Annotated in this window: 16 protein-coding genes; 8 read left to right on the top strand and 8 right to left on the bottom strand. The window is 41.7% G+C overall.

The genetic code is table 11. From position 1 onward, the window contains the following. Nucleotides 1-40: 40 nt before the first annotated feature. Both R7R24_RS21065 and R7R24_RS21060 read left to right on the top strand, forming a co-directional pair. On the top strand, nt 41-562 hold the full coding sequence (locus R7R24_RS21065) for a TetR/AcrR family transcriptional regulator (protein WP_031777252.1): 522 nt from the start codon (nt 41-43) through the stop codon (nt 560-562). Continuing rightward, nucleotides 559-1,608 carry an alcohol dehydrogenase family protein gene (locus tag R7R24_RS21060; protein ID WP_054579522.1) on the top strand — a complete coding sequence of 350 codons (1,050 nt, stop codon included), beginning with the start codon at nt 559-561 and terminating at the stop codon, nt 1,606-1,608. Before R7R24_RS21065 ends, R7R24_RS21060 begins: the two co-directional genes overlap by 4 nt. 205 nt (nt 1,609-1,813) lie before the next feature. Here R7R24_RS21060 and R7R24_RS21055 read toward each other — a convergent pair whose 3' ends face one another. Continuing rightward, on the bottom strand, nt 1,814-2,725 hold the full coding sequence (locus R7R24_RS21055) for a GlxA family transcriptional regulator (protein WP_054579521.1): 912 nt from the start codon (nt 2,723-2,725) through the stop codon (nt 1,814-1,816). A 114-nt stretch (nt 2,726-2,839) separates the two neighbouring features. Between R7R24_RS21055 and R7R24_RS21050 the strand changes: the two genes are divergently transcribed. Both R7R24_RS21050 and R7R24_RS21045 read left to right on the top strand, forming a co-directional pair. Beyond that, nucleotides 2,840-3,358, top strand: coding sequence for a cysteine hydrolase family protein (locus R7R24_RS21050; RefSeq protein WP_054579520.1), 519 nt, complete (start codon nt 2,840-2,842; stop codon nt 3,356-3,358). A 120-nt stretch (nt 3,359-3,478) separates the two neighbouring features. Continuing rightward, entirely contained in the window at nt 3,479-4,240 is a 762-nt protein-coding gene (locus R7R24_RS21045; RefSeq protein ID WP_005388903.1) for a transporter substrate-binding domain-containing protein, read from the top strand. A 98-nt stretch (nt 4,241-4,338) separates the two neighbouring features. Here R7R24_RS21045 and R7R24_RS21040 read toward each other — a convergent pair whose 3' ends face one another. After that, a complete protein-coding gene (locus R7R24_RS21040; protein ID WP_224721340.1) occupies nt 4,339-5,412 on the bottom strand; it encodes a permease in 1,074 nt (357 codons plus the stop codon). A 346-nt stretch (nt 5,413-5,758) separates the two neighbouring features. On the opposite strand from R7R24_RS21040, the gene R7R24_RS21035 reads away from it, so the two are divergent. Beyond that, the gene (locus R7R24_RS21035) at nt 5,759-6,751 is read left to right on the top strand and encodes a zinc-binding dehydrogenase (RefSeq protein WP_054579518.1); all 993 of its coding nucleotides are present in this window, start codon (nt 5,759-5,761) and stop codon (nt 6,749-6,751) included. 147 nt (nt 6,752-6,898) lie between these two features. Here the strand turns inward: R7R24_RS21035 and R7R24_RS21030 are convergent, their stop codons facing one another. From R7R24_RS21030 to R7R24_RS21015, 4 genes are all read right to left on the bottom strand, one after another. After that, on the bottom strand, nt 6,899-7,801 hold the full coding sequence (locus R7R24_RS21030; RefSeq protein WP_054579517.1) for a homocysteine S-methyltransferase family protein: 903 nt from the start codon (nt 7,799-7,801) through the stop codon (nt 6,899-6,901). Nucleotides 7,802-8,076: 275 nt separating this feature from the next. Further along, complete coding sequence (locus R7R24_RS21025; RefSeq protein WP_170893395.1) at nt 8,077-8,811, bottom strand: amino acid ABC transporter ATP-binding protein; 735 nt, start codon at nt 8,809-8,811, stop codon at nt 8,077-8,079. A 14-nt stretch (nt 8,812-8,825) separates the two neighbouring features. Then, on the bottom strand, nt 8,826-9,773 hold the full coding sequence (locus R7R24_RS21020) for an amino acid ABC transporter permease (protein ID WP_054579516.1): 948 nt from the start codon (nt 9,771-9,773) through the stop codon (nt 8,826-8,828). Between the two features lie 135 nt (nt 9,774-9,908). Further along, the gene (locus R7R24_RS21015) at nt 9,909-10,697 is read right to left on the bottom strand and encodes a transporter substrate-binding domain-containing protein (protein ID WP_054579515.1); all 789 of its coding nucleotides are present in this window, start codon (nt 10,695-10,697) and stop codon (nt 9,909-9,911) included. Nucleotides 10,698-11,158: 461 nt separating this feature from the next. Between R7R24_RS21015 and R7R24_RS21010 the strand changes: the two genes are divergently transcribed. Then, nucleotides 11,159-11,503: a DUF3316 domain-containing protein gene (locus R7R24_RS21010; RefSeq protein ID WP_005377323.1), complete on the top strand. Its 345-nt coding sequence runs from the start codon at nt 11,159-11,161 to the stop codon at nt 11,501-11,503. Between the two features lie 608 nt (nt 11,504-12,111). Here R7R24_RS21010 and R7R24_RS21005 read toward each other — a convergent pair. Both R7R24_RS21005 and R7R24_RS21000 read right to left on the bottom strand, forming a co-directional pair. Further along, on the bottom strand, nt 12,112-13,086 hold the full coding sequence (locus tag R7R24_RS21005) for a porin (protein WP_054579513.1): 975 nt from the start codon (nt 13,084-13,086) through the stop codon (nt 12,112-12,114). Between the two features lie 140 nt (nt 13,087-13,226). Further along, on the bottom strand, nt 13,227-14,150 hold the full coding sequence (locus R7R24_RS21000; RefSeq protein ID WP_005377321.1) for a LysR family transcriptional regulator: 924 nt from the start codon (nt 14,148-14,150) through the stop codon (nt 13,227-13,229). Nucleotides 14,151-14,528: 378 nt separating this feature from the next. Here R7R24_RS21000 and R7R24_RS20995 point away from each other — a divergent pair, with 378 nt between their 5' ends. Together R7R24_RS20995 and R7R24_RS20990 are read left to right on the top strand one after the other, a co-directional pair. After that, entirely contained in the window at nt 14,529-15,698 is a 1,170-nt protein-coding gene (locus R7R24_RS20995) for an efflux RND transporter periplasmic adaptor subunit (RefSeq protein WP_064353960.1), read from the top strand. Nucleotides 15,699-15,710: 12 nt separating this feature from the next. After that, the gene (locus R7R24_RS20990; RefSeq protein ID WP_005377311.1) at nt 15,711-18,851 is read left to right on the top strand and encodes an efflux RND transporter permease subunit; all 3,141 of its coding nucleotides are present in this window, start codon (nt 15,711-15,713) and stop codon (nt 18,849-18,851) included. The last annotated feature ends 116 nt before the right edge of the window (nt 18,852-18,967 follow it).

Below are 18,967 nucleotides of genomic sequence, written 5' to 3'. Positions count from 1 at the left end.
CTACCCTTAGGTAAAACAAACGTTCTACCTGGTGTATCAAATAGTGAAAGAAAAAATCGCAGCAAGCCTAGAAAAAGCATTCAGTCAGTATGGCTTCGCCGAGCCTAGCGTACCCCAACTCAAAAACGCCTGCGAAGTCAGCCTGAGAACCCTGTACAAATACTACCCCTCCAAGGAAGCGATGATTGTTGCAGCTCTCGAGCATCGCCATCAAAGGTATTTGAGTTTTTTGCTCGAAGACGCCCCTGCCAATGGAACACCGGCTGTATTACACCTATTCACTCGCCTCGAGGATTGGATGAAGGAGTTTGCACCGAATGGCTGCATGTCCATCAATGCATTAGCAGCCTATCCAGAAAATCTATCTATTAATCAAGCAGTAAAACAACACAAATTGGCGGTTCGTCAGCTTATGGTCCAACTAAGTCAGCGAGAAGACCTCGCAACCACACTCTTCTTGTTACATGAAGGTCTATCCAACGCATGGCCGGTTCTCGGTCACGCTGCCTTTGCATCCGCTGAACACACTCTGCTAGAACTAATGAAGGAGAACAATCAATGACCACAATCCCGAAAGTCATGAAAGGCGTCCAACTTATCGGTCATGGTGGGCCAGATATGCTTCGTTACCGCGATGATATACCTGTGCCAGTCCCCTCGCCTGATGATGTATTGATCCAAGTTGCCGCCGCCGGAGTCAATAACACCGACATCAATACCCGAACAGCATGGTATTCTAAAAATGACGCCAATAGCATGGATGCAAGTTGGTCAGGAGACGCGCTATCTCTCCCTCGAATCCAAGGTGCCGATGTATGCGGTACCATCGTCGCTGTTGGTGAGAATATCTGCCCATCACGAATCGGTCAGCGTGTGCTCATCGAACCATGTATTACGCGCTTCAACAGTCAAGCACTTAGCTCGCCTTGGTACTTCGGTTCAGAATGTGATGGTGGCTTTGCTCAGTTCACTGTTGTTGACAGTAAACATGCATATGCTGTGAATAGTAGTTTATCGGATATCGATTTGGCCTCCTTCCCTTGTTCTTATTCAACTGCCGAGAACATGCTTGTCCGCTCTAATGTCACAGCGAGCGATACCGTACTGATTTCAGGGGCATCCGGCGGTGTTGGCTCTGCCGCAATCCAACTGGCGAAGGCGCGTGGAGCATACGTCATTGCTATCGCCAGCCCAGAAAAGAAAGAACAGATCACGGCATTAGGAGCAAACCAAGTTATCCCTCGCGATGCAAATTTGCCGGCGACTCTCGGAGAAAACAGCGTTGACGTAGTGATTGATCTGGTCGCAGGAGAGCAGTGGCCACAATTTCTTCAGGTACTAAAACCAGGATCAAGATACGCTGTTTCCGGCGCCATAGGCGGCCCAATTGTCGAGCTGGATGTAAGAACTCTTTACCTTAAAGACCTAGCGTTATTTGGTTGTACCGTTTTGGCACCAGAAGTATTCGGTAACTTGGTTCGCTATATCGAACAGAACGCAATTCGTCCCTTAGTCGCGGAGTCATTTCCCTTGAACCAGATAGGTCAAGCGCAAGAAGTATTTTCACGCAAGCAACATACTGGGAAACTGGTTTTGGAAATCACATAGCTTTTGTGATTAACAGCGGCCTATACAAGTCGTTGTAATTTGAGAACACTTTAAGCATCCTAAAAAGTTCTCAATACTTAGAAGATCGCTACGGTTGGCTTAGCTTGTTATCCCTTTTCATCACGCTAAGCCAGCTTGTAAAAATATGCGGTGTTTGCTTCTGAGTTATAAATGTTTAATACCAACATTATCTTACTTCTGGCGTTCATGAACAGAACCGAGATCTGAACGACTTCGGTGTTAAACCTACGATCCTATTAAATATTTTCCTGAACGCGCTCACATCTTGGTAACCCACTCTAAATGATATTGCGTCAAATGTTAGGGTTGTCGACTCAAGTAAATCACAAGCTTTTTGTACTCTTAAGCTTTGTATGTATTGGTTAACATTGAAACCTGTCGCCTTTTTAAAGCGTCGCTGCAATGTCCTTTCTGTTAAACAACTCAACTCTGCAAGCTCTTTATTGCTCAGTTTTCCTTGATAATGATCGTTTATATAGTGCTGTAGTTGAACAATTACCTCATCACCATGTTGGAAGTTTGGAGTAAACTGTTGATAAAAGCGTTGCTCTCTCGGACCAGTATCAATAACCAACATTTTTCCTAACAGGCGCATTACTGCCGGTGACGCAAATAAGGAAACCAGCTCCAAACCTAAATCCACCCATGACATCATACCCCCAGCCGTAATGATCGTTCCTTCGTTAATAAGGATGGCTTCTTGTCTTACGTGGATATCGGGAAACTGACTCGCTAATGAAGGAGCCAAGCCCCAGTGTGTCGTACAAGACTTATTGGTCAACAACTGGGTTTGAGCAAGAATAAAAGTACCAGCGCAGGCGGAGGCTAAAATCGCACCTTTACTATATTGGACATTTAACCAGTCGAGTAGCTCTGGCTCTGGTTCTAAGTAATATTGACCAGTGCCGCTAGGCGGAATCATTACCGCTGTTTTCACATCGAAGTGCGTGTTTGACCAGTGATCCAATATCTCTACTTCAAAGTGCACATCAACGCCCAATTTAGCCGCCGCACGGTTTGCCATCTCGAAGAGTTCGCTTAAACCATATACGGAGGCTTGCGAGCTATCTGGGTAATTAACGAGTGCTATTTTCATTTATCTTCAAGTGTCGCTTTTTGACTCTTTTGTGTCATTTTAGACTCTAAAGAAGGTGGCTAAAAGTCTTTATATTATTCGTACCGCAATGATCCTCAATAAAAGGAAAAGAAAATGACTCAAAAAGCCCTACTTGTAATTGATTTGCAAAACGACTATTTCACGGAAGGAAAGTTTCCTTTATGGAATACAGAATCGACTTTAGACAATGTTAAGAGAGCAATAACTAAAGCCAATGAGCAAAACATTCCTGTGATTCATATTCAGCATATTGCCGACCCTGCCATGGGTATTGCCCCATTCTTCAATGAAGGCAGCGACGGTGCCAATATTCACCCAGAAGTTCTTGCTTTAGCGCCGAATTCCGAAATCGTGGTAAAGCACTTCGCAGATAGCTTTGAAGGAACACGTTTAGAAGAAGTATTGGCAAGCAAAAATGTAACGGAGTTACTTGTATGCGGAATGATGACACAAAACTGCGTGACACATACTGCTATTTCAAAATCTGCGGACAAGTATGATGTTTCGATCTTAATGGATAGCTGTACCACGGTCGATGAAATGATTCACAACATTGCACTTCACGCTGTCTCAACGAGAGTTCCCCTCGTAACTATTGAAGATAAGCTGTAATACACGCAAAACCTTTCGCTCACACAATGCGGGCGAAAGGTCACACATATATGCACTTCTATTGATATTTGCTTACTTTGTGTTAAACATTGGTTTCCAAATAGTTACAAGGAAACGTTTATGAAATGGATAGTCGTATTGTTTATTAGCTTATTTTCAGTTTTCAGCCATGCGAAAGAGTGGAAACAAATTCGCTTCACTGTTGAAGGGGCTTACCCCCCATTTAGCTGGACGACAAAAGAGGGAAAGCTAGAAGGGTTTGAAGTCGACCTCGCTAACGCGTTATGCAAAGAGTTAGAAGTAAAGTGCGTTATCTCAAAAATGGATTGGGATGGCATCATCCCTTCTCTCCTTAGTCGCAAGAACGATGCGATTATTGCTGCAATGACAATCACAGAAGAACGAGAAAAGAAAGTCGATTTCACCGTCCCTTATGCAAAAGTACCGACTCGTTTTGTAATGAAAAATGATAGAGAAATCAACATGGATGACGGCAGCCTAAATCGTTTATCTATTGGAGTTCAAAGAGCCACAATTGGTGATAAGTACCTTTCTGCCTTGTATCCAGATATTGATATTCGTCGTTATGGTACGTTCGATGAGGCATTTACCGATCTACTCAATGGGCGGTTAGATGCTGTATTTGGCGGCTCAATCGGTTTAAGTGCTGGTTTTCTTGAAACTGCACAAGGTGAAGGCTATCACTTTACTGGACCAGCGTTTACAGAGGAAAAGTGGTTCGGCCGTGGCATTGGCGTAGCAGTGAGAAAACAAGACAAAGAATTAAAAGCATTACTCGATAGCGGAATACAAAAATTGATCCAGAGCGGTAAGCATAAAACCATCGCCAGCAAGTATTTCTCCTATAGTATTTACGAGTAACCTCGTTATTTTTTTATAGTCTGCGCGGTATAGGAAACTTCCCTTTCCCTATATGGCGACAAAAACAGCGCCCTCGAGCAGTCGCCCGAGGGTTATTTTTATAAAAAAGCCCACGTATATAAGTAACCCGCTCCCATGGCCATCGTTAAGATAACGATTAGGAAGGCAGCGATCATTTGGTTCTTAAAAATTGATTTCAACAAAATCACTTCTGTAAGACTTGCGCCAGCACTACCAATAATAAGCGCCATAACAGATCCAAGAGCCATACCTTTTTGTACTAGTGCAGCACTAAGTGGAATGACCGCCTCTGCACGGATGTACAATGGAATACCAATGATTGCTGCGACCGGAATCGCGTACCACTTCGCTTCACCAGCGAACTCCGCAATGAACTCCGTCGGGATGAAGCCATAGATAAATGAACCAATCGCAATCCCCATCATGAGATAAGGGAACACTTGCTTAAAGTCTTTCCAAGTTGATTGCCAAATACGTACCCAGCGGCTAGGCTCTTTCTCTTCCACGACTGTCGCTGTTGCACTACCGTCTGATAAGCAGCAAGACACTTCCACTTTAGGTTCAGGTTTTGGTGCATCACCACAGCAAGATGTTTTCGCCGCAACTGGCGTAGGTTCGTTGCAGGCGCTGGTACCACAGATTGATGCTGGTCTCGCTTCTTCTTTTTTCTTGCTTGAATCGCCACAAGAAGTGCCGCACGAAGAAGAACCTACCGCTTGATATGCTTCTGGTTTGACGTAACGTTCAAACCCTAGTTTTTCAAGTACATAGCCTGCTACCACTGATACTGACATCGCGATAGCAAAGTAAAATACCGCAACTTTCCAACCAAAAGTCACCACAAACAAGCCAATAATCACTGGGTTAAGCAACGGGCTTGCAAATAGGAACACCATCATAGGTCCAAAACCTGCTCTTGCACGCAACAAACCTTTTAAGAAAGGAATGGTCGAACACGAACAGAAAGGCGTAATCGAACCTAGCAACGCTGCAATGAAGTAACCTTTACCCTTTTTCGAGCTGAGAATAGATTGAATTTTTTCTGGCGTTAGAAAATCTTGCAACACACCGACAATGTAGCTAATTGCCAGAAATAAGATGATAAGTTCGGTTGCTAGAAACGCAAACATATCCAGCGCTTCTTTAGCCATAGTTATAATTTCTGTATTCACATTTACTCTCCTCGTCATTTTTCGCTAACAAGCTTACCTGATAGATAAGCCTTTATTTCGATATTTCTGGAATTATAGAATCGCAAAACAAAAGATCAACAAAATATTTCCATAAAAATGGAATAATAAAACTAGTCATTACTTATCATAAAGTTACATGTCATTAGCTATGCAGACTGGTTGTCGATGATAATTTCAGAGCATCTCGAATCCTTTTTATCAAACATAACCTAAAATTATCAAAATAAGAAAAAGACATAATTATTACAGTACTACCCTCTGAGTTAGTATGACTTTCGACCATTCTTAATAATAAGGAAAACCTATGAGAGCGATAACTTACCAACGAGATAACGATACTTTCTCTTTATCCGAATTACCTACACCAAAACTAGAAACCCAATTTGATGTATTGGTTAAAGTTAACGCTGTTGGTTTGAACCCTGTCGATGCAAAAATTCATTATTGGTCAGACATGGTCACTAACATGGGTAACAATTTTGTTGTCGGGTTAGACGTATCAGGAGAAATAGTCTCTGTAGGCGATGCGGTCGTTGATTGGAAGGTTGGCGATAAAGTGTTGTATCACGGAAACATGAGACGCCATCACGGTGGATTCGCTGAATTTGCTATCCATGATTCAAGAACGCTCATAAAGCACCCTCAGGTTCCGGTTGAAGTGGCAGCATCTACACCTTGCGCAGCCTGGACCGCATATCGCGCTTTGGTAGACAAGCTCGATATTTCAAATCGAAGCAGCATTTTTATCGCCGGAGGTGCTGGCGGCGTTGGAAGCTTTGCTATTCAGTTAGCAAAGACATTTGGTGTTGAACAGATCATTGCTACTAGTTCAGAAGCTAATCACGCATATTTGTCCTCGTTAGGAGCAACCCATACGATTGATTATCATCATGAAGATGTAGTTCAGCGAGTAATGGACATTACCGGAAATCATGGCGTTGAGGTTGCACTCGATTGTGTAGGCGGTGATAACGATCGAATTGCAGCCTCGGTGTTAACCTTTGAGGGCGAAATGGTGGAGCTCGTCAAGACTGTCGACCCTTCTCAATATCCAGATGCCTTCTTAAAAGGCTTGGGCTTCCACCAAATAAGTTTGGGCTCTGGTCATGTCTTTGGCGAGAGAGGGTTTGCAAGTATCGTTAATGCCGGAAAGGAAGTGTCTGAGCTATTAGAAAATGGAGAATTGGAAGTACCGAAACTGAAGATCATCGGCTTAGAGGATGTAGGTAACGCACTCTTGGACATGCGAAATCAGAGAACAGTTGGAAAGATTGTCGTTAATCTGAACCAAAAATAATTAATAAAGATCTCGAGGCAAACTGGCAAAGTAATGAGCAAGTTAAAGCATCTTGTTACTTTGCCAGATATGAAAGACCTTTATTTTGTCTATAACGATGAATGAAAAACAAAACCTCTTGCCATACTTCCCTGCGCTTCACCAAAATTAGGCGTTTTCGAGAGTGTCTCTCCAAGTCGCTAGCAATTTAATATGACGTGGTTCAATCCCACAGCAACCACCAATAATGCTTGCTCCCTGCGCATGCCACTTTTTAGCATACTCAAGATATTCAGTCGGAGAGAAATGACGAACTTCCTGAATGGTCTCGTTGGCTTGGTGCGCTTGCTTTATCGGAGCAAAGCTATTTGCGAAAACACCTATCGTCAATTCTTTACCTGACTCACTCAATACTGCTTGTGTATCTATGATCGCTTGCTCGACAACTTCAGGAATAGAGCAATTGAAAAAGATACCTGAAACATTTGTTTTCAACAGCGTATTAACCGCGACTTTAAGAGATTCCCCTGAGCGAAGGCGAGGCAAAGAGTTAGGCTCATCCATTAAGGTGAAAGCAAGATAATTGGGCTTATCTGTTTTGGCTAAAATTATTGATAGAACTTCAACTTCAGCGAGGCTAGACACGGTCTCAGCTAACCAAATATCAACATATTGAACTTGAGCTTCAAATAACTCAGAAGCCACTTCCAGTGCCCTTTTCGGCTCGAATAATTCAGGCCTGTAAGACCCCATTACAGGAGGAAGAGAACCCGCAACGAGCACTCTACCGTTAGAGCTGGTGACTACATCTCTGGCAATTTTAGCTGCAGATTTTGCTAAGTCAGTCCCCCGTTTTGCATAGAGTTCCTCGCCTAAGTGAAATGGGACACATGCATAACTGTTGACAGTGATAATCTCAGCGCCAGCGTCTATGAAATTCTCATGGGCCATTTTTACATGTTGTGGTGATTCAATTAGCGCTTGTGCACTCCAAAGCGGCTGAGAAAAAGGGGCGCCAATACGTTTCAACTCTCGCCCCATGCCACCATCTAAAATTGTTACTTTCTTCATTTAGACATCCATACCGCCAAACATCCATAAGCTCTATTCAAACACAATTTTTATCAATTCAAAATGAAATTGTTATGTTTAAAGTGAACAAAACTTAATGGCTGATTAAACACTCTAGTATTTACCAGACCTTTCATTCGGACCAAGATAATGTTATCGCCATTAACTTCGAATAAAAAGCCCATTATCTATGTCTCTCGGCGAGGCGGGCGTTACGAGCCACAATAGTGCATGAAGTGATTGAGGGACTCGCCCTCAATCAAATTTTCTTTTTATTATAAGACTTTAGATAAAAACTTCTGCAATCTAGGGTTGGTGGGGTTATCAAAAAATCGCTCAGGAGAGTCAGAAACCAAAAGCTCACCATCTTCCATAAACAACACCCTATCAGCGACCTCTTTTGCGAAACCCATTTCATGAGTAACCACGACCATCGTCATTCCGTCCTTGGCCAAATCTTTCATCACATCAAGAACTTCTCCAACCATTTCAGGATCTAGTGCTGATGTGGGTTCATCAAACAACATAATGTTGGGCTTCATTGCTAACGCACGAGCGATTGCGACGCGCTGCTGCTGCCCACCTGATAAATGATTAGGATAATTATCCATTCTCTCCGATAGACCGACTTTATAAAGCAAATCTTTTGCTTCTTTCTTCACCGATTCAGGGTCACGTTTAGAAACCTTTAAAGGTGCCAACATGACGTTCTCTATCGCCGTTTTATGTGGAAAAAGGTTGAAGCCTTGAAATACCATGCCCACATCAGCGCGTAGTTTATTGATATCCGTAGATTTGTGGTACATATCGATACCATCTACGATAATAGACCCACTATTTATTGTCTCTAATTGATTGATCGTCCGTAAGAATGTTGACTTACCAGAACCTGACGGTCCTACGATGACAATCACTTCCCCTTTTTCTACATTTACCGATACGTCCTTGAGCGCATGGCAGCCATTAGGGTAAATTTTATTAATTGTTTTTGCTGAAATAATGTATTCCATTAATGACTCCACCATTAATCACTTGCTGCCAATTTCTTTTCTAACGTTTGTATTGCCCAAGATAAGGTACTAGTCAGAAGCAAATAAAGGGCCGCTACGGTAAACCAAACTTCAAATGGGGCAAAACTACCACTTACGACTTCCCTGCCCGCTTTTGTCAGATCAGTAATCGAAATCACGGAGACAAGTGAGGAATCTTTTATCAGGTTGATAAACTGCCCGGCTAAGGGAGGTAATGTCTGCTTAAACGCTTGAGGTAAAATGACATAAATCATCGCTTTGGGATAATTCATTCCTAGTGAACGCGCCGCTTCCATTTGTCCTCTTGGGATTGACTGGATTCCTGACCGCACAATTTCTGCGACGTAAGCGGCGGTAAACACGGAGAGCGCTATCACTCCCGCAGTAAAACGCTCAAGGTCAAGCACAGTACCAATAAAGAAGTAAACGATAAAAATCTGTACTAAAAGAGGCGTTCCACGAATGACCTCGACATACACAAGCGCCAGCTTTTTTAATGCCAGATTGCTGGATATACGCATTAGTCCGACAACTAAGCCCAACGCTAGAGCAATGATAAGTGACCAGAGTGAGATTTTAATGGTCGTCACAACACCATCTAAAATTGGGCCAGAGCGCCACTCTTTTATAGTTGCTAAGGTATCTCCTTCAAAAATAAGATCACCTTCATAGACGTCGACAGACTTATATTGGCTTAGTTCAAGAACGATATCACCATGAATACTCTCCAGAGCCAGTTGGTTATTCTCGTCGAGAATGATGTTCCCATCGACAGGCGCGGTAATGGATGAAGCAGCGTTAGTGGCAATATAAGGAAGGACACGCTCCCAATTCCAGCTGTAATCGATTCGCTTACCTGACAGATAGACAAGACCGCAAATTGATAGCAAAACAAGAACAAAAACAGCGTTCCACAATAGGGATTTAAAGTTATTTTGCATGTGATTCCGAGAATGACTTTGATTAAAGTTGGTTGGGTATTTGAATAAAGAAAAGCGTTAGCTTCACAGCGCGAACCGTTTGGTTGGCGATGAACCAAGCCAGAAGCTAGCCGCTCCTCTACAATAACAATATGATTACTTAACTTGCTTTAACCATTTATCGTCGTTAAACCACTTATCGTAAATGCGATCGTAAGTTCCATCGCCCTTAATTTGACGTAAATAGTTGTTTAAGAAGTTAAGCGTATCTGGATTTCCTTGCGGCACAGCCCAACCCAAAGGCTCGTAAGTAAACGGTTTAGCCAAGTGCATTAACTGCCCTTTGTTTTCCGCCACATAAATAGAGTTGTAAGGAAAGTCATAAACAAACGCATCTACCTTTCCGTTGGCAACCTCAAGTACCGCTTCAGACTGAGTTTCGTATAGATTTATCTTAGCTTTCGGAAGGTATCGTTTTACCGCTTGCTCACCCGTTGTCCCAAGCTTAGTTGCAACAACATATTCTGGACTATTGAGATCTCGGTAACTAGACACTTTACCTTCATGTTTGAGATCTACGAGAATGGATTGACCAATAACCACATAGGGATCAGCGAAATTCACCTGAGTATTTCGCATAGGTGTGATAGTCATCCCGCCCATAATCATGTGACACTTACCAGTCAACAGTGTTGGGATAATGCCATCCCATGAAGTGTTTACCGGCACAAACTTAACATCCATGGCACGCGCCATTTGCTTACCCAAATCGATATCAAACCCGATGTACTGCCCATTTTTTGCTGTCATTTCAAAAGGCATATACCCAGAATCAAAGCAGACTTTTAGCTCCCCTGTACTTTTGATGTCGTCTAAAATTGGGTCTGCATGAACCGTCGTCGAAACAGCTAACCCCAGTGCAGCAAAACACAATAACTTTTTCATGGATATTCCTTTATCATTTGTTGTAAAGTTTTTTTATACACGACAATAGAATAAAAAACCACAAACAATGACTTTTTAATCACTAGAATTTGTAGGATCGTTACTAAGCTGGAAGATCTGAATGAGAATCTATACCAAGCCATTGCAATTGAATTGCATGCATTAAGTGATTAAGCTGTAGGCAGGTCACTATAACGACAAGAAACATACGCTTTGACTGAATAGTCAGCGTTTCCGAGAGTGGTTTAATTATTAACGAAACCATACAGATATTCGCTTTTTCACATTGACCGTAATGTCAAAAGTGCTTGAGTTTTATTGTTGACAATTCTTCCATAGTTAATGGTTACAAATGTGATGTACAGCACATTTCTATAATGGCACTATCACCTTTGTCGAGAGATATTAACAAGGATTCGTTGGACATCTTGACTTTGTAATACAAATAAAAAGGTGACTATATGAAAAAACTAATGACGCTCTCATCACTATTATTATTCAGTTTATCTGCTACTGCTGGTATTCATGTCGAACACTCTACAAACAAAGTTGTTCTCAATGACTTTACGACAAAAGATGCCGCTTATAGCTCTGCGTTTGATCTTGTCGATGAATACCAAACGCTATCAAAACATGAACTTAGAAATCGTCTAAACATCATTGGAAGCGGTTTCCCTCGTGATATTGCAATCGATGATAGTAAAGTGAGAGTTGAAGAATACGCACTTAACCGTGATGAAGTTAAATATCGTGCAATCATAAACTTCGATTATCACTTCAGAACAAGTGACGGCGGTAAAAACTAAAAAATGATCTGCACCTTTACTTTCTTAGAGCCCTTCCTATTTTAAGAAAGTAAAGGTGTCTAATCATATTGAAACGACTGCTTTTCATAAATCGCTCTCTCCTTACATAAACAGTATCAATCCCTACCTCTATCGTTTACATAAAAATAATTTTTCCAATCTTCATTGAGATAAATTTCGTCGTTTGGCGCTTTATCATTCACTTGGTTCGCCATATGGATTCCACATCACTTAAATGAAAAAGACCCTTGAAATTGAGTTTAATTTTCTATGAAGATTAACTAAATCTAAGATCGACAATTGTCGTTACATTTTTATCGTTTATAGCAATATATAAAATGACTCTTTTTTTAATTAACCATAAAGCGTGAAAATAAAAAAAGGCAACAAGACACTTCTTGTTGCCAAAGAAAAAATACATCATTCAGAAAATATGAAAATGAAAACTAGCAGTGGACTAGCTAACAAAACAATTATATTCAAAACACTTAAACAAGTAACGATCAATATAATCCATTATATATGGATGAAAATCATCACTTATAAAATCACACCGATAAATAAAAAAGCCTGAAAATAGTTTCAGGCTTTTTAGATTTATTAATTTTTTAGAATGAATATCTCGCAGCTATTGCAAGAATATCGTCTTCATTGTCTACATCTGTAATTCTGTATTCTGCTAGTGCTTTAAAATTAGAAGTCAAATCGTACTCTGCACCTAGTGAGTAATAATCGACGACATCTTCATCATCACGCTCTAGGTTGTTATAGCCAACTAGTGCCCAAAGCTTATCTGTTACTTCATAAGTGGCAACTGCTTCAATACCGGTGTAATCAATATTACTTTCAGAACCATCTTTAGCCCAGTTTTCACCATCACTGTATAAAACAGAGGCATAAAACTTGTCGTATTCAAATGCAATAGCACCCGTTAGCAGCTCTGCATCTTCTGCACCCGATTGCCCTTCACCTTCGTTATAACCAAGCGCAACTTTGAAGCCATATGGCAACTTGTAGTCAGCCGCCGCACCATAAGAGGCTGCATCTGTTGACACTTCATCGTTTTCAGCCTGATAGCTAACATGAATATTCAAACCTTCATAGCTTGTCGTTAGCTTAAATACTGAATCGGAGCGACCGGTACCATATAGATCCGCACTTACGCCAGCAGCTTCATTACCAAACTCCGGGAAAATATCCGTGTAGTCAGATACTAAAGTGACCGCACCGTATTGACGTCCATAACTTACTGTTCCGTAATCTGCACCAACTCCTACATAGCCTTTTCGGATATCAAATTCATCATCTTCAATCCCATCAGCATCTCTGCGATTAGACTTAAATTCCAACTCATATAAGCCGAAGGCATAAAGATCTTCATTTATTTTAGACTCACCTGAAAGTCCTACACGAATGTAGCTATTATCTCCGTCAGCATTTTTATCATCAGAGAAATAATACATCCCTTGCGCTCGGCCATGAATATTTAACACTGATTCTTGATCTTCATAAACTACGGCTGAATTTGCAGCACTTGCAGAGAAAAGTGCTGCGATTGTGATCGACGTTCTTGTCATTTTCATTTAATTACCACTACTTGTGTTGTTTTAATCGAGTGAAATTATGAACAATGGCAATTATTTTTAAAGTGCAAATTCAACCATATTCTATGGATAAATATAAACAAGCCCTCAATCTAAAACATTATGTCCTAGTACTCATATTAGTTGAGATAATCCATCCAAACAGGAGGCGTCCCTATTATTTTTTGAACAGTATCAATGAACAGTTTGGCTAATGGTTGTTGATTTCGGTGAGTATACATTGCATATATTTCCCCTATTGCGGGAAGATTATAATCAGGAAGCAACTGTACAAGATCTTGTTTACTCAAACTCTCCTGAAGAAAGAACTGCCCAATTAAAGCATACCCTAGATCAGATTTTACGGCATCGAGCATTAACTCAGTTTCATTCACGAAGTACTGCCCATTGATATTATACGTTCTAACGTCGCTTGATGACTGGCTTGGCGCTATACGTAGCTTATCCGCCTTAAAGTTAGCATTCGAGTATATTACTGCTGGCATTTTTATAAGCTCTTCTGGAGAGCTCGGGGTTCCATACTTGTCAATAAAACTCTTCGATGCAACCAGTGCCATATTATTACTTGCCAACTTACGTACTATCATATTGGACTCTCGGATTGGTCCGATACGAAACACAACGTCAAAACCTTCGTGGATAACATCGACTCGATTATCATCGAGCAGCAGCTCTACAGTAATGTTTGGGTACTGTTTTATAAACTCTTTAACTGCCTGATTTAAGTAAGCTCTGCCAAAGAAAGTGGAGCTTGATATTTTCAGGTTACCCTTCGGTTCATCCTGAAATGTAGCAGCAATACTACGAGTTTCAGTTAGAACCTCTCTTACTTTCTTAGCTTGCGCCACCATCTCAACACCAGCATTGGTCAGGGATAGCGAACGCGTGGAACGGTTTAACAGCCGTAAGCCCAATTCATCCTCTAGCTTTTTGATCTGTTTTGACAAAGCTGAACGATCTATATGATTTCTGTCAGCAGCCTTAGCAAAAGTTCCGTATTCAGAGACATCCAGTAGTAATTCAAGTTGGCTTGCGAGATCCACTGCACAATTCCTTATTTAGTTTTTATTCTTTATGTGATGGGAAATGGATTTTACAAAATTAATTTCAATTTTTTATGGTTCAAATTGCATCAGTGAATTGCAAATAATGCACGAATTAAAAACGCTTTAATTTTCGTCGCTATCTTTAGCTTCTGTTTAGTTATTCCTATCTATTATGGCTTATTACATTTAACAATACTCCACGTCTTTAAAACCCTAAACTGACCTTTTTCAAACCAAAAAATGAGCATTTTGACCAATATTTAATCGTGCATTTTTATCACTACTCTATGTTCGCTGAGGGCCTATTTACCCATAGGTACAATGAATACAATGCCGTTCCTTTTAGTATGAACAGAATCATTTAGGGCGCGACAAATGTTAAAGAAAGTTTTCGGCATTGGCCTTTTATCCGTTTTAGCTGCTTGTGCAGACGAAGAGATAACCAAACAACCTAATACTCCCTTACCTACGATAGACGTCTCCAAAGTCATCTATGAGCCCGTTCAATCGTGGTTCACCTTTACAACAAGGCTTCAAGCCCCAGAGAAAGTTTCTTTAATGCCACGCGTTTCCGGAGTTATTGAAACGGTAGAGTTCAAAGACGGACAGAGTGTCAACAAAGGCGACTTACTCGTCACTCTTGATGATCGAACCTTCAAAGCTCAGGTCTCACGACTTGAAGCGCAAGTTAAGAGTGCTCGAGCTGCGCTAGAGCAAGCAGCAAACGAACAAAAGAGAGCCGCTCAACTTGTTAAGCGAAAAGCCATCTCAGCGGAACAAGCCGAGGCCCGAGATACCGCAGTAAAACAACGCTCTGCAGAACTAATGGCTTTGCGTGCTCAGTTAGAATCCGCAAAGTTAGATCTTGAGTTTACGAAGATATATGCCCCTATTAGCGGCACTATTTCAAGAGCATTCATTACTAAAGGAAACAATGTAAACGCAAATCAAAGCGTTATATCAAACATTGTCTCTAACGATCAGGTATATGCATACTTTGATGTCGATGAGCGAACTTGGAACCGTTACTTCTCGACAATTAATGCCGACTCTAACTTACCTACTCGTCTTGAACTATCTGGACAAAATGGGCAAGAGTTTTTTGGACGCGTTGACTTTGTCGACAACTCCATCAACGAAAACACCGGTACTTTGCAGGTTCGAGCGGTGTTCGATGCAACAAAATCAAACTTAAAAGTGGGATCGTTTGGCCGAGTTCAGATATCAACAACCAAACCAGTTGAACGAGTTCTCGTTCCAGAGCGTTCTATTGGCACAGATCTAGAAAACCGCTTTGTATTAACACTCAATGAAGAGAATACGTTGCAATACAGCATCGTAACCTTAGGCGAACGTTACGGAACATTTCGTGCTATCGAGAATGGCTTGAACGCCGACTCAATTATTGCGGTAAATGGCCCAGCAAAAGTTGGCCCAAATAGCAAAATCACACCAAAAAATGTCACGCTAGATATTAGCAACACCTCATTGATTATGGCTTCAAACTCAACATCGTTGCCAAATAAACGTTTAGCTCAAGACTAAGAAGACAACCGAATGAAATTTGCACACTTTTTTATTCAAAGACCCATATTTGCCTCTATGTTATCGCTATTGATATTAATAGTAGGCGCAATTTCACTTTTACAGTTGCCTGTGAGTGAATATCCAGAGGTTGTCCCTCCTACAGTGGTAGTTACAGCAAACTATCCTGGTGCGAACCCAAAAGTAATCGCAGAAACAGTTGCTACGCCTCTGGAGCAAGAAATTAATGGTACAGAAAACATGTTATATATGTTTTCGCAGGCAACCAGTGACGGCAGAATGACATTGACCGTAACCTTTGCTTTAGGTACGGACTTGGACAAAGCTCAGGTTCAAATTCAAAATCGCGTCACTACAGCTTTGCCCCGATTACCAGAAGCCGTCCAACGGTTAGGAGTTGTTGCCGAAAAAGCCTCTCCTGATCTCACCATGGTTGTGCATATATATTCTCCAGATTCTAGCCGTGAAGTCAGTTATTTAGCTAACTACGCTAATTTAAACTTGAAAGATGAGATAGCTCGGCTCGGAGGCGTTGGTGATGTGCGCCTTTTCGGTGGTGATGAGTACTCAATGCGCTTGTGGTTAAATCCAGATGAGCTCGCTTCTAGAAATCTAACCGTAATGGACGTTGTCTCAGCCGTACGCTCTCAAAACCAACAGGTGGCAGCAGGCTCATTAGGTGCGCAGCCAGCCGCTAATGAAAACCAATTCCAAGTTTTGTTGAACGTAAAAGGCCGCTTGGAGAATATTGATGAATTCAACGACATTGTAGTAAAAGTTGACGAAACAGGGGCTTTGACACGCCTTAAAGACGTTGCACGCGTAGAGCTAGGTCAAAACTCTTATGCACTGCGCGCCTTGTTAAATGGTAAACCAGCGGTGGCGATGCCCGTATTCCAACGCCCTGGTGCTAATGCTATTGAGCTATCTAATCAGGTTCGTTCAACCATGGACCGTTTACAAGCAGCCTTTCCAGCTGGAGTTTCATATGAAATAGCCTACGACCCGACCGTCTTTGTTCGTGGATCGATAGACGCGGTAGTTCATACTCTGCTAGAGGCAATTGTACTAGTTGTTGTCGTAGTCATTTTGTTTTTGCAAACATGGCGCGCGTCTATCATCCCTATCATTGCGGTGCCTGTTTCATTAATCGGTACGTTCGCCGTAATGCAAATGCTTGGAGTATCGATTAACACGCTTTCGTTGTTTGGGCTTGTTCTCGCCATAGGCATCGTCGTCGATGACGCCATTGTCGTCGTCGAAAACGTGGAACGGAACATCCATAATGGACTTGCACCACTAGAAGCAACGAAACAAGCAATGACCGAAGTTACCGGGCCAATTATTGCAATTGCTTTAGTGTTATGTGCGGTGTTCATCCCGACGACCTTTATTACAGGGTTATCCGGTCAGTTTTATAAGCAGTTCGCACTAACAATTACGATCTCGACGATTATTTCAGCAATTAACTCGTTGACGTTATCGCCTGCTTTATCAGCACTGCTATTACAAGATAAGAACGCAAAACCCGATCGGCTAACCAAGCTCTTGGATGCGGTTTTTGGTAAGTATGTTTTTGCGCCATTCAATAGAATTTTTGAGTATAGCTCGAACCAATATCAAGCTCTGGTCAAGAAGCTGATTCGCTTTAGCCTTGTTGTTGTGGTGGTATACATTGCGTTACTCGGGGGAACGGTTTCTCTATTCAAAGCTGTTCCTGGAGGATTCATTCCTCAACAAGATAAGCAGTATTTAGTTGCGATCGCCCAACTTCCAGATGCAGCAAGTTTAGATCGAACAGAGTCCGTTATTAAAGAAATGGAAAACCTCGCGCTGGCAACACCTGGCGTAGCACAAACCATTTCTTTCCCAGGCTTATCGGTCAATGGTTTTACTAACAGTCCGAATAGTGGCATCGTTTTTGTTACGCTTGAGGACTTCGATAAACGAAATGATCCAACTCTCGGAGCAAATGCGATTGTTGCATCTTTGAATAAGAGCTTTTCAATCATTGATGAAGCCTTCGTTGCGATTTTTCCACCACCACCAATCCAAGGACTTGGCTCTACTGGCGGCTTTAAACTTCAAATCGAAGACCGTGCGAACAAGGGGTTTGATGAGCTCTTCAAGCAATTGAACTTGGTAATAAGTGAGGCATCAACAAGACCCGAGCTGATGGGATTATATTCCACATTTCGTATACAAGTGCCGCAGATGGACATCCAAATAGATCGTGAACAAGCGATGCTGCAAGGTGTTCCTCTAGAGCAGGTTTTTGATGCGCTTCAAGTTTATTTAGGATCATTATACGTCAATGACTTCAATATGTTTGGTAGAACATACAAAGTGAATGCCCAGGCAGACATGAACTATCGTCTCGAACCTGACCAAATACTTAACTACAAAGTAAGAAATGCTGCCGGACAAATGGTTCCTCTCGGCGCTGTACTGGAGATCATACCCACGATTGGGCCTGACCGCGTGATGCACTATAACGGCTACCCTAGTGCAGAACTAAACGGCAGTCCTGCTTTTGGTTACAGTTCAGATCAAGCCCAAACGGCTATTGAGGAAGTACTGGATCAAAACCTAGCAGAGGGAATGGTTTATGAATGGACTGATGTAACCTACCAGCAGATTTTGGCTGGTAACACGATGGTGTATATATTCCCACTTGTTGTCTTGTTAGTTTTCATGGTGCTAGCTTCGCAGTACGAGAGTTTAAAACTGCCATTCGCTATCATTTTGATCGTTCCTATGACCATTTTTTCTGCACTAGCAGGTGTTTGGTTCATTGGTGGTGACAACAATATATTCACACAAATTGCTTTGATTGTCCTTGTGGCTCTAGCGTGTAAAAATGCCATCTTGATGGTGGAGTTCGCTAAAGAACTTAAAGACAATGGCCAAGATACCTTATCAGCGATTTTGGAAGCATGTCGTTTACGTCTTCGACCGATTCTAATGACATCAATTGCATTTACCGCTGGTGTTATTCCATTAATGATTGGTACAGGGGCCGGAGCGGAAATGCGACAAGCAATGGGTATTGCCGTATTCTCGGGTATGGTAGGCGTAACGGTATTTGGATTACTACTCACACCTGTTTTTTACATGTTAGTGAGTCGAAACAAAAAACGTCAAACACTATAACCATAATATAAATACTCATTTAAATTCATACTAAAGGGAGCTATTGCTCCCTTTCCTTTTGGTTATTAAGTATATTAATAATTTCTAGACAGAGCAGCAGTTATACATGAAACTAA

The sequence above is a fragment of the Vibrio sp. 704 genome (assembly GCF_033339295.1).
Note: the sequence above shows the minus strand (reverse complement) of the source record. Positions and strands in the feature narration are given on the sequence as shown.

Bases quoted from the DNA above. Each gene is read 5' to 3' on its own strand.
- R7R24_RS21010 (WP_005377323.1), top strand. From the start codon at position 11,159: ATGAAAAAACTAATGACGCTCTCATCACTATTATTATTCAGTTTATCT.
- R7R24_RS21025 (WP_170893395.1), bottom strand. From the start codon at position 8,811: ATGGAATACATTATTTCAGCAAAAACAATTAATAAAATTTACCCTAAT.
- R7R24_RS20990 (WP_005377311.1), top strand. From the start codon at position 15,711: ATGAAATTTGCACACTTTTTTATTCAAAGACCCATATTTGCCTCTATG.
- R7R24_RS21060 (WP_054579522.1), top strand. From the start codon at position 559: ATGACCACAATCCCGAAAGTCATGAAAGGCGTCCAACTTATCGGTCAT.
- R7R24_RS21020 (WP_054579516.1), bottom strand. From the start codon at position 9,773: ATGCAAAATAACTTTAAATCCCTATTGTGGAACGCTGTTTTTGTTCTT.
- R7R24_RS21035 (WP_054579518.1), top strand. From the start codon at position 5,759: ATGAGAGCGATAACTTACCAACGAGATAACGATACTTTCTCTTTATCC.
- R7R24_RS21030 (WP_054579517.1), bottom strand. From the start codon at position 7,801: ATGAAGAAAGTAACAATTTTAGATGGTGGCATGGGGCGAGAGTTGAAA.
- R7R24_RS20995 (WP_064353960.1), top strand. From the start codon at position 14,529: ATGTTAAAGAAAGTTTTCGGCATTGGCCTTTTATCCGTTTTAGCTGCT.
- R7R24_RS21055 (WP_054579521.1), bottom strand. From the start codon at position 2,725: ATGAAAATAGCACTCGTTAATTACCCAGATAGCTCGCAAGCCTCCGTA.
- R7R24_RS21050 (WP_054579520.1), top strand. From the start codon at position 2,840: ATGACTCAAAAAGCCCTACTTGTAATTGATTTGCAAAACGACTATTTC.
- R7R24_RS21015 (WP_054579515.1), bottom strand. From the start codon at position 10,697: ATGAAAAAGTTATTGTGTTTTGCTGCACTGGGGTTAGCTGTTTCGACG.
- R7R24_RS21045 (WP_005388903.1), top strand. From the start codon at position 3,479: ATGAAATGGATAGTCGTATTGTTTATTAGCTTATTTTCAGTTTTCAGC.
- R7R24_RS21040 (WP_224721340.1), bottom strand. From the start codon at position 5,412: ATGGCTAAAGAAGCGCTGGATATGTTTGCGTTTCTAGCAACCGAACTT.
- R7R24_RS21005 (WP_054579513.1), bottom strand. From the start codon at position 13,086: ATGAAAATGACAAGAACGTCGATCACAATCGCAGCACTTTTCTCTGCA.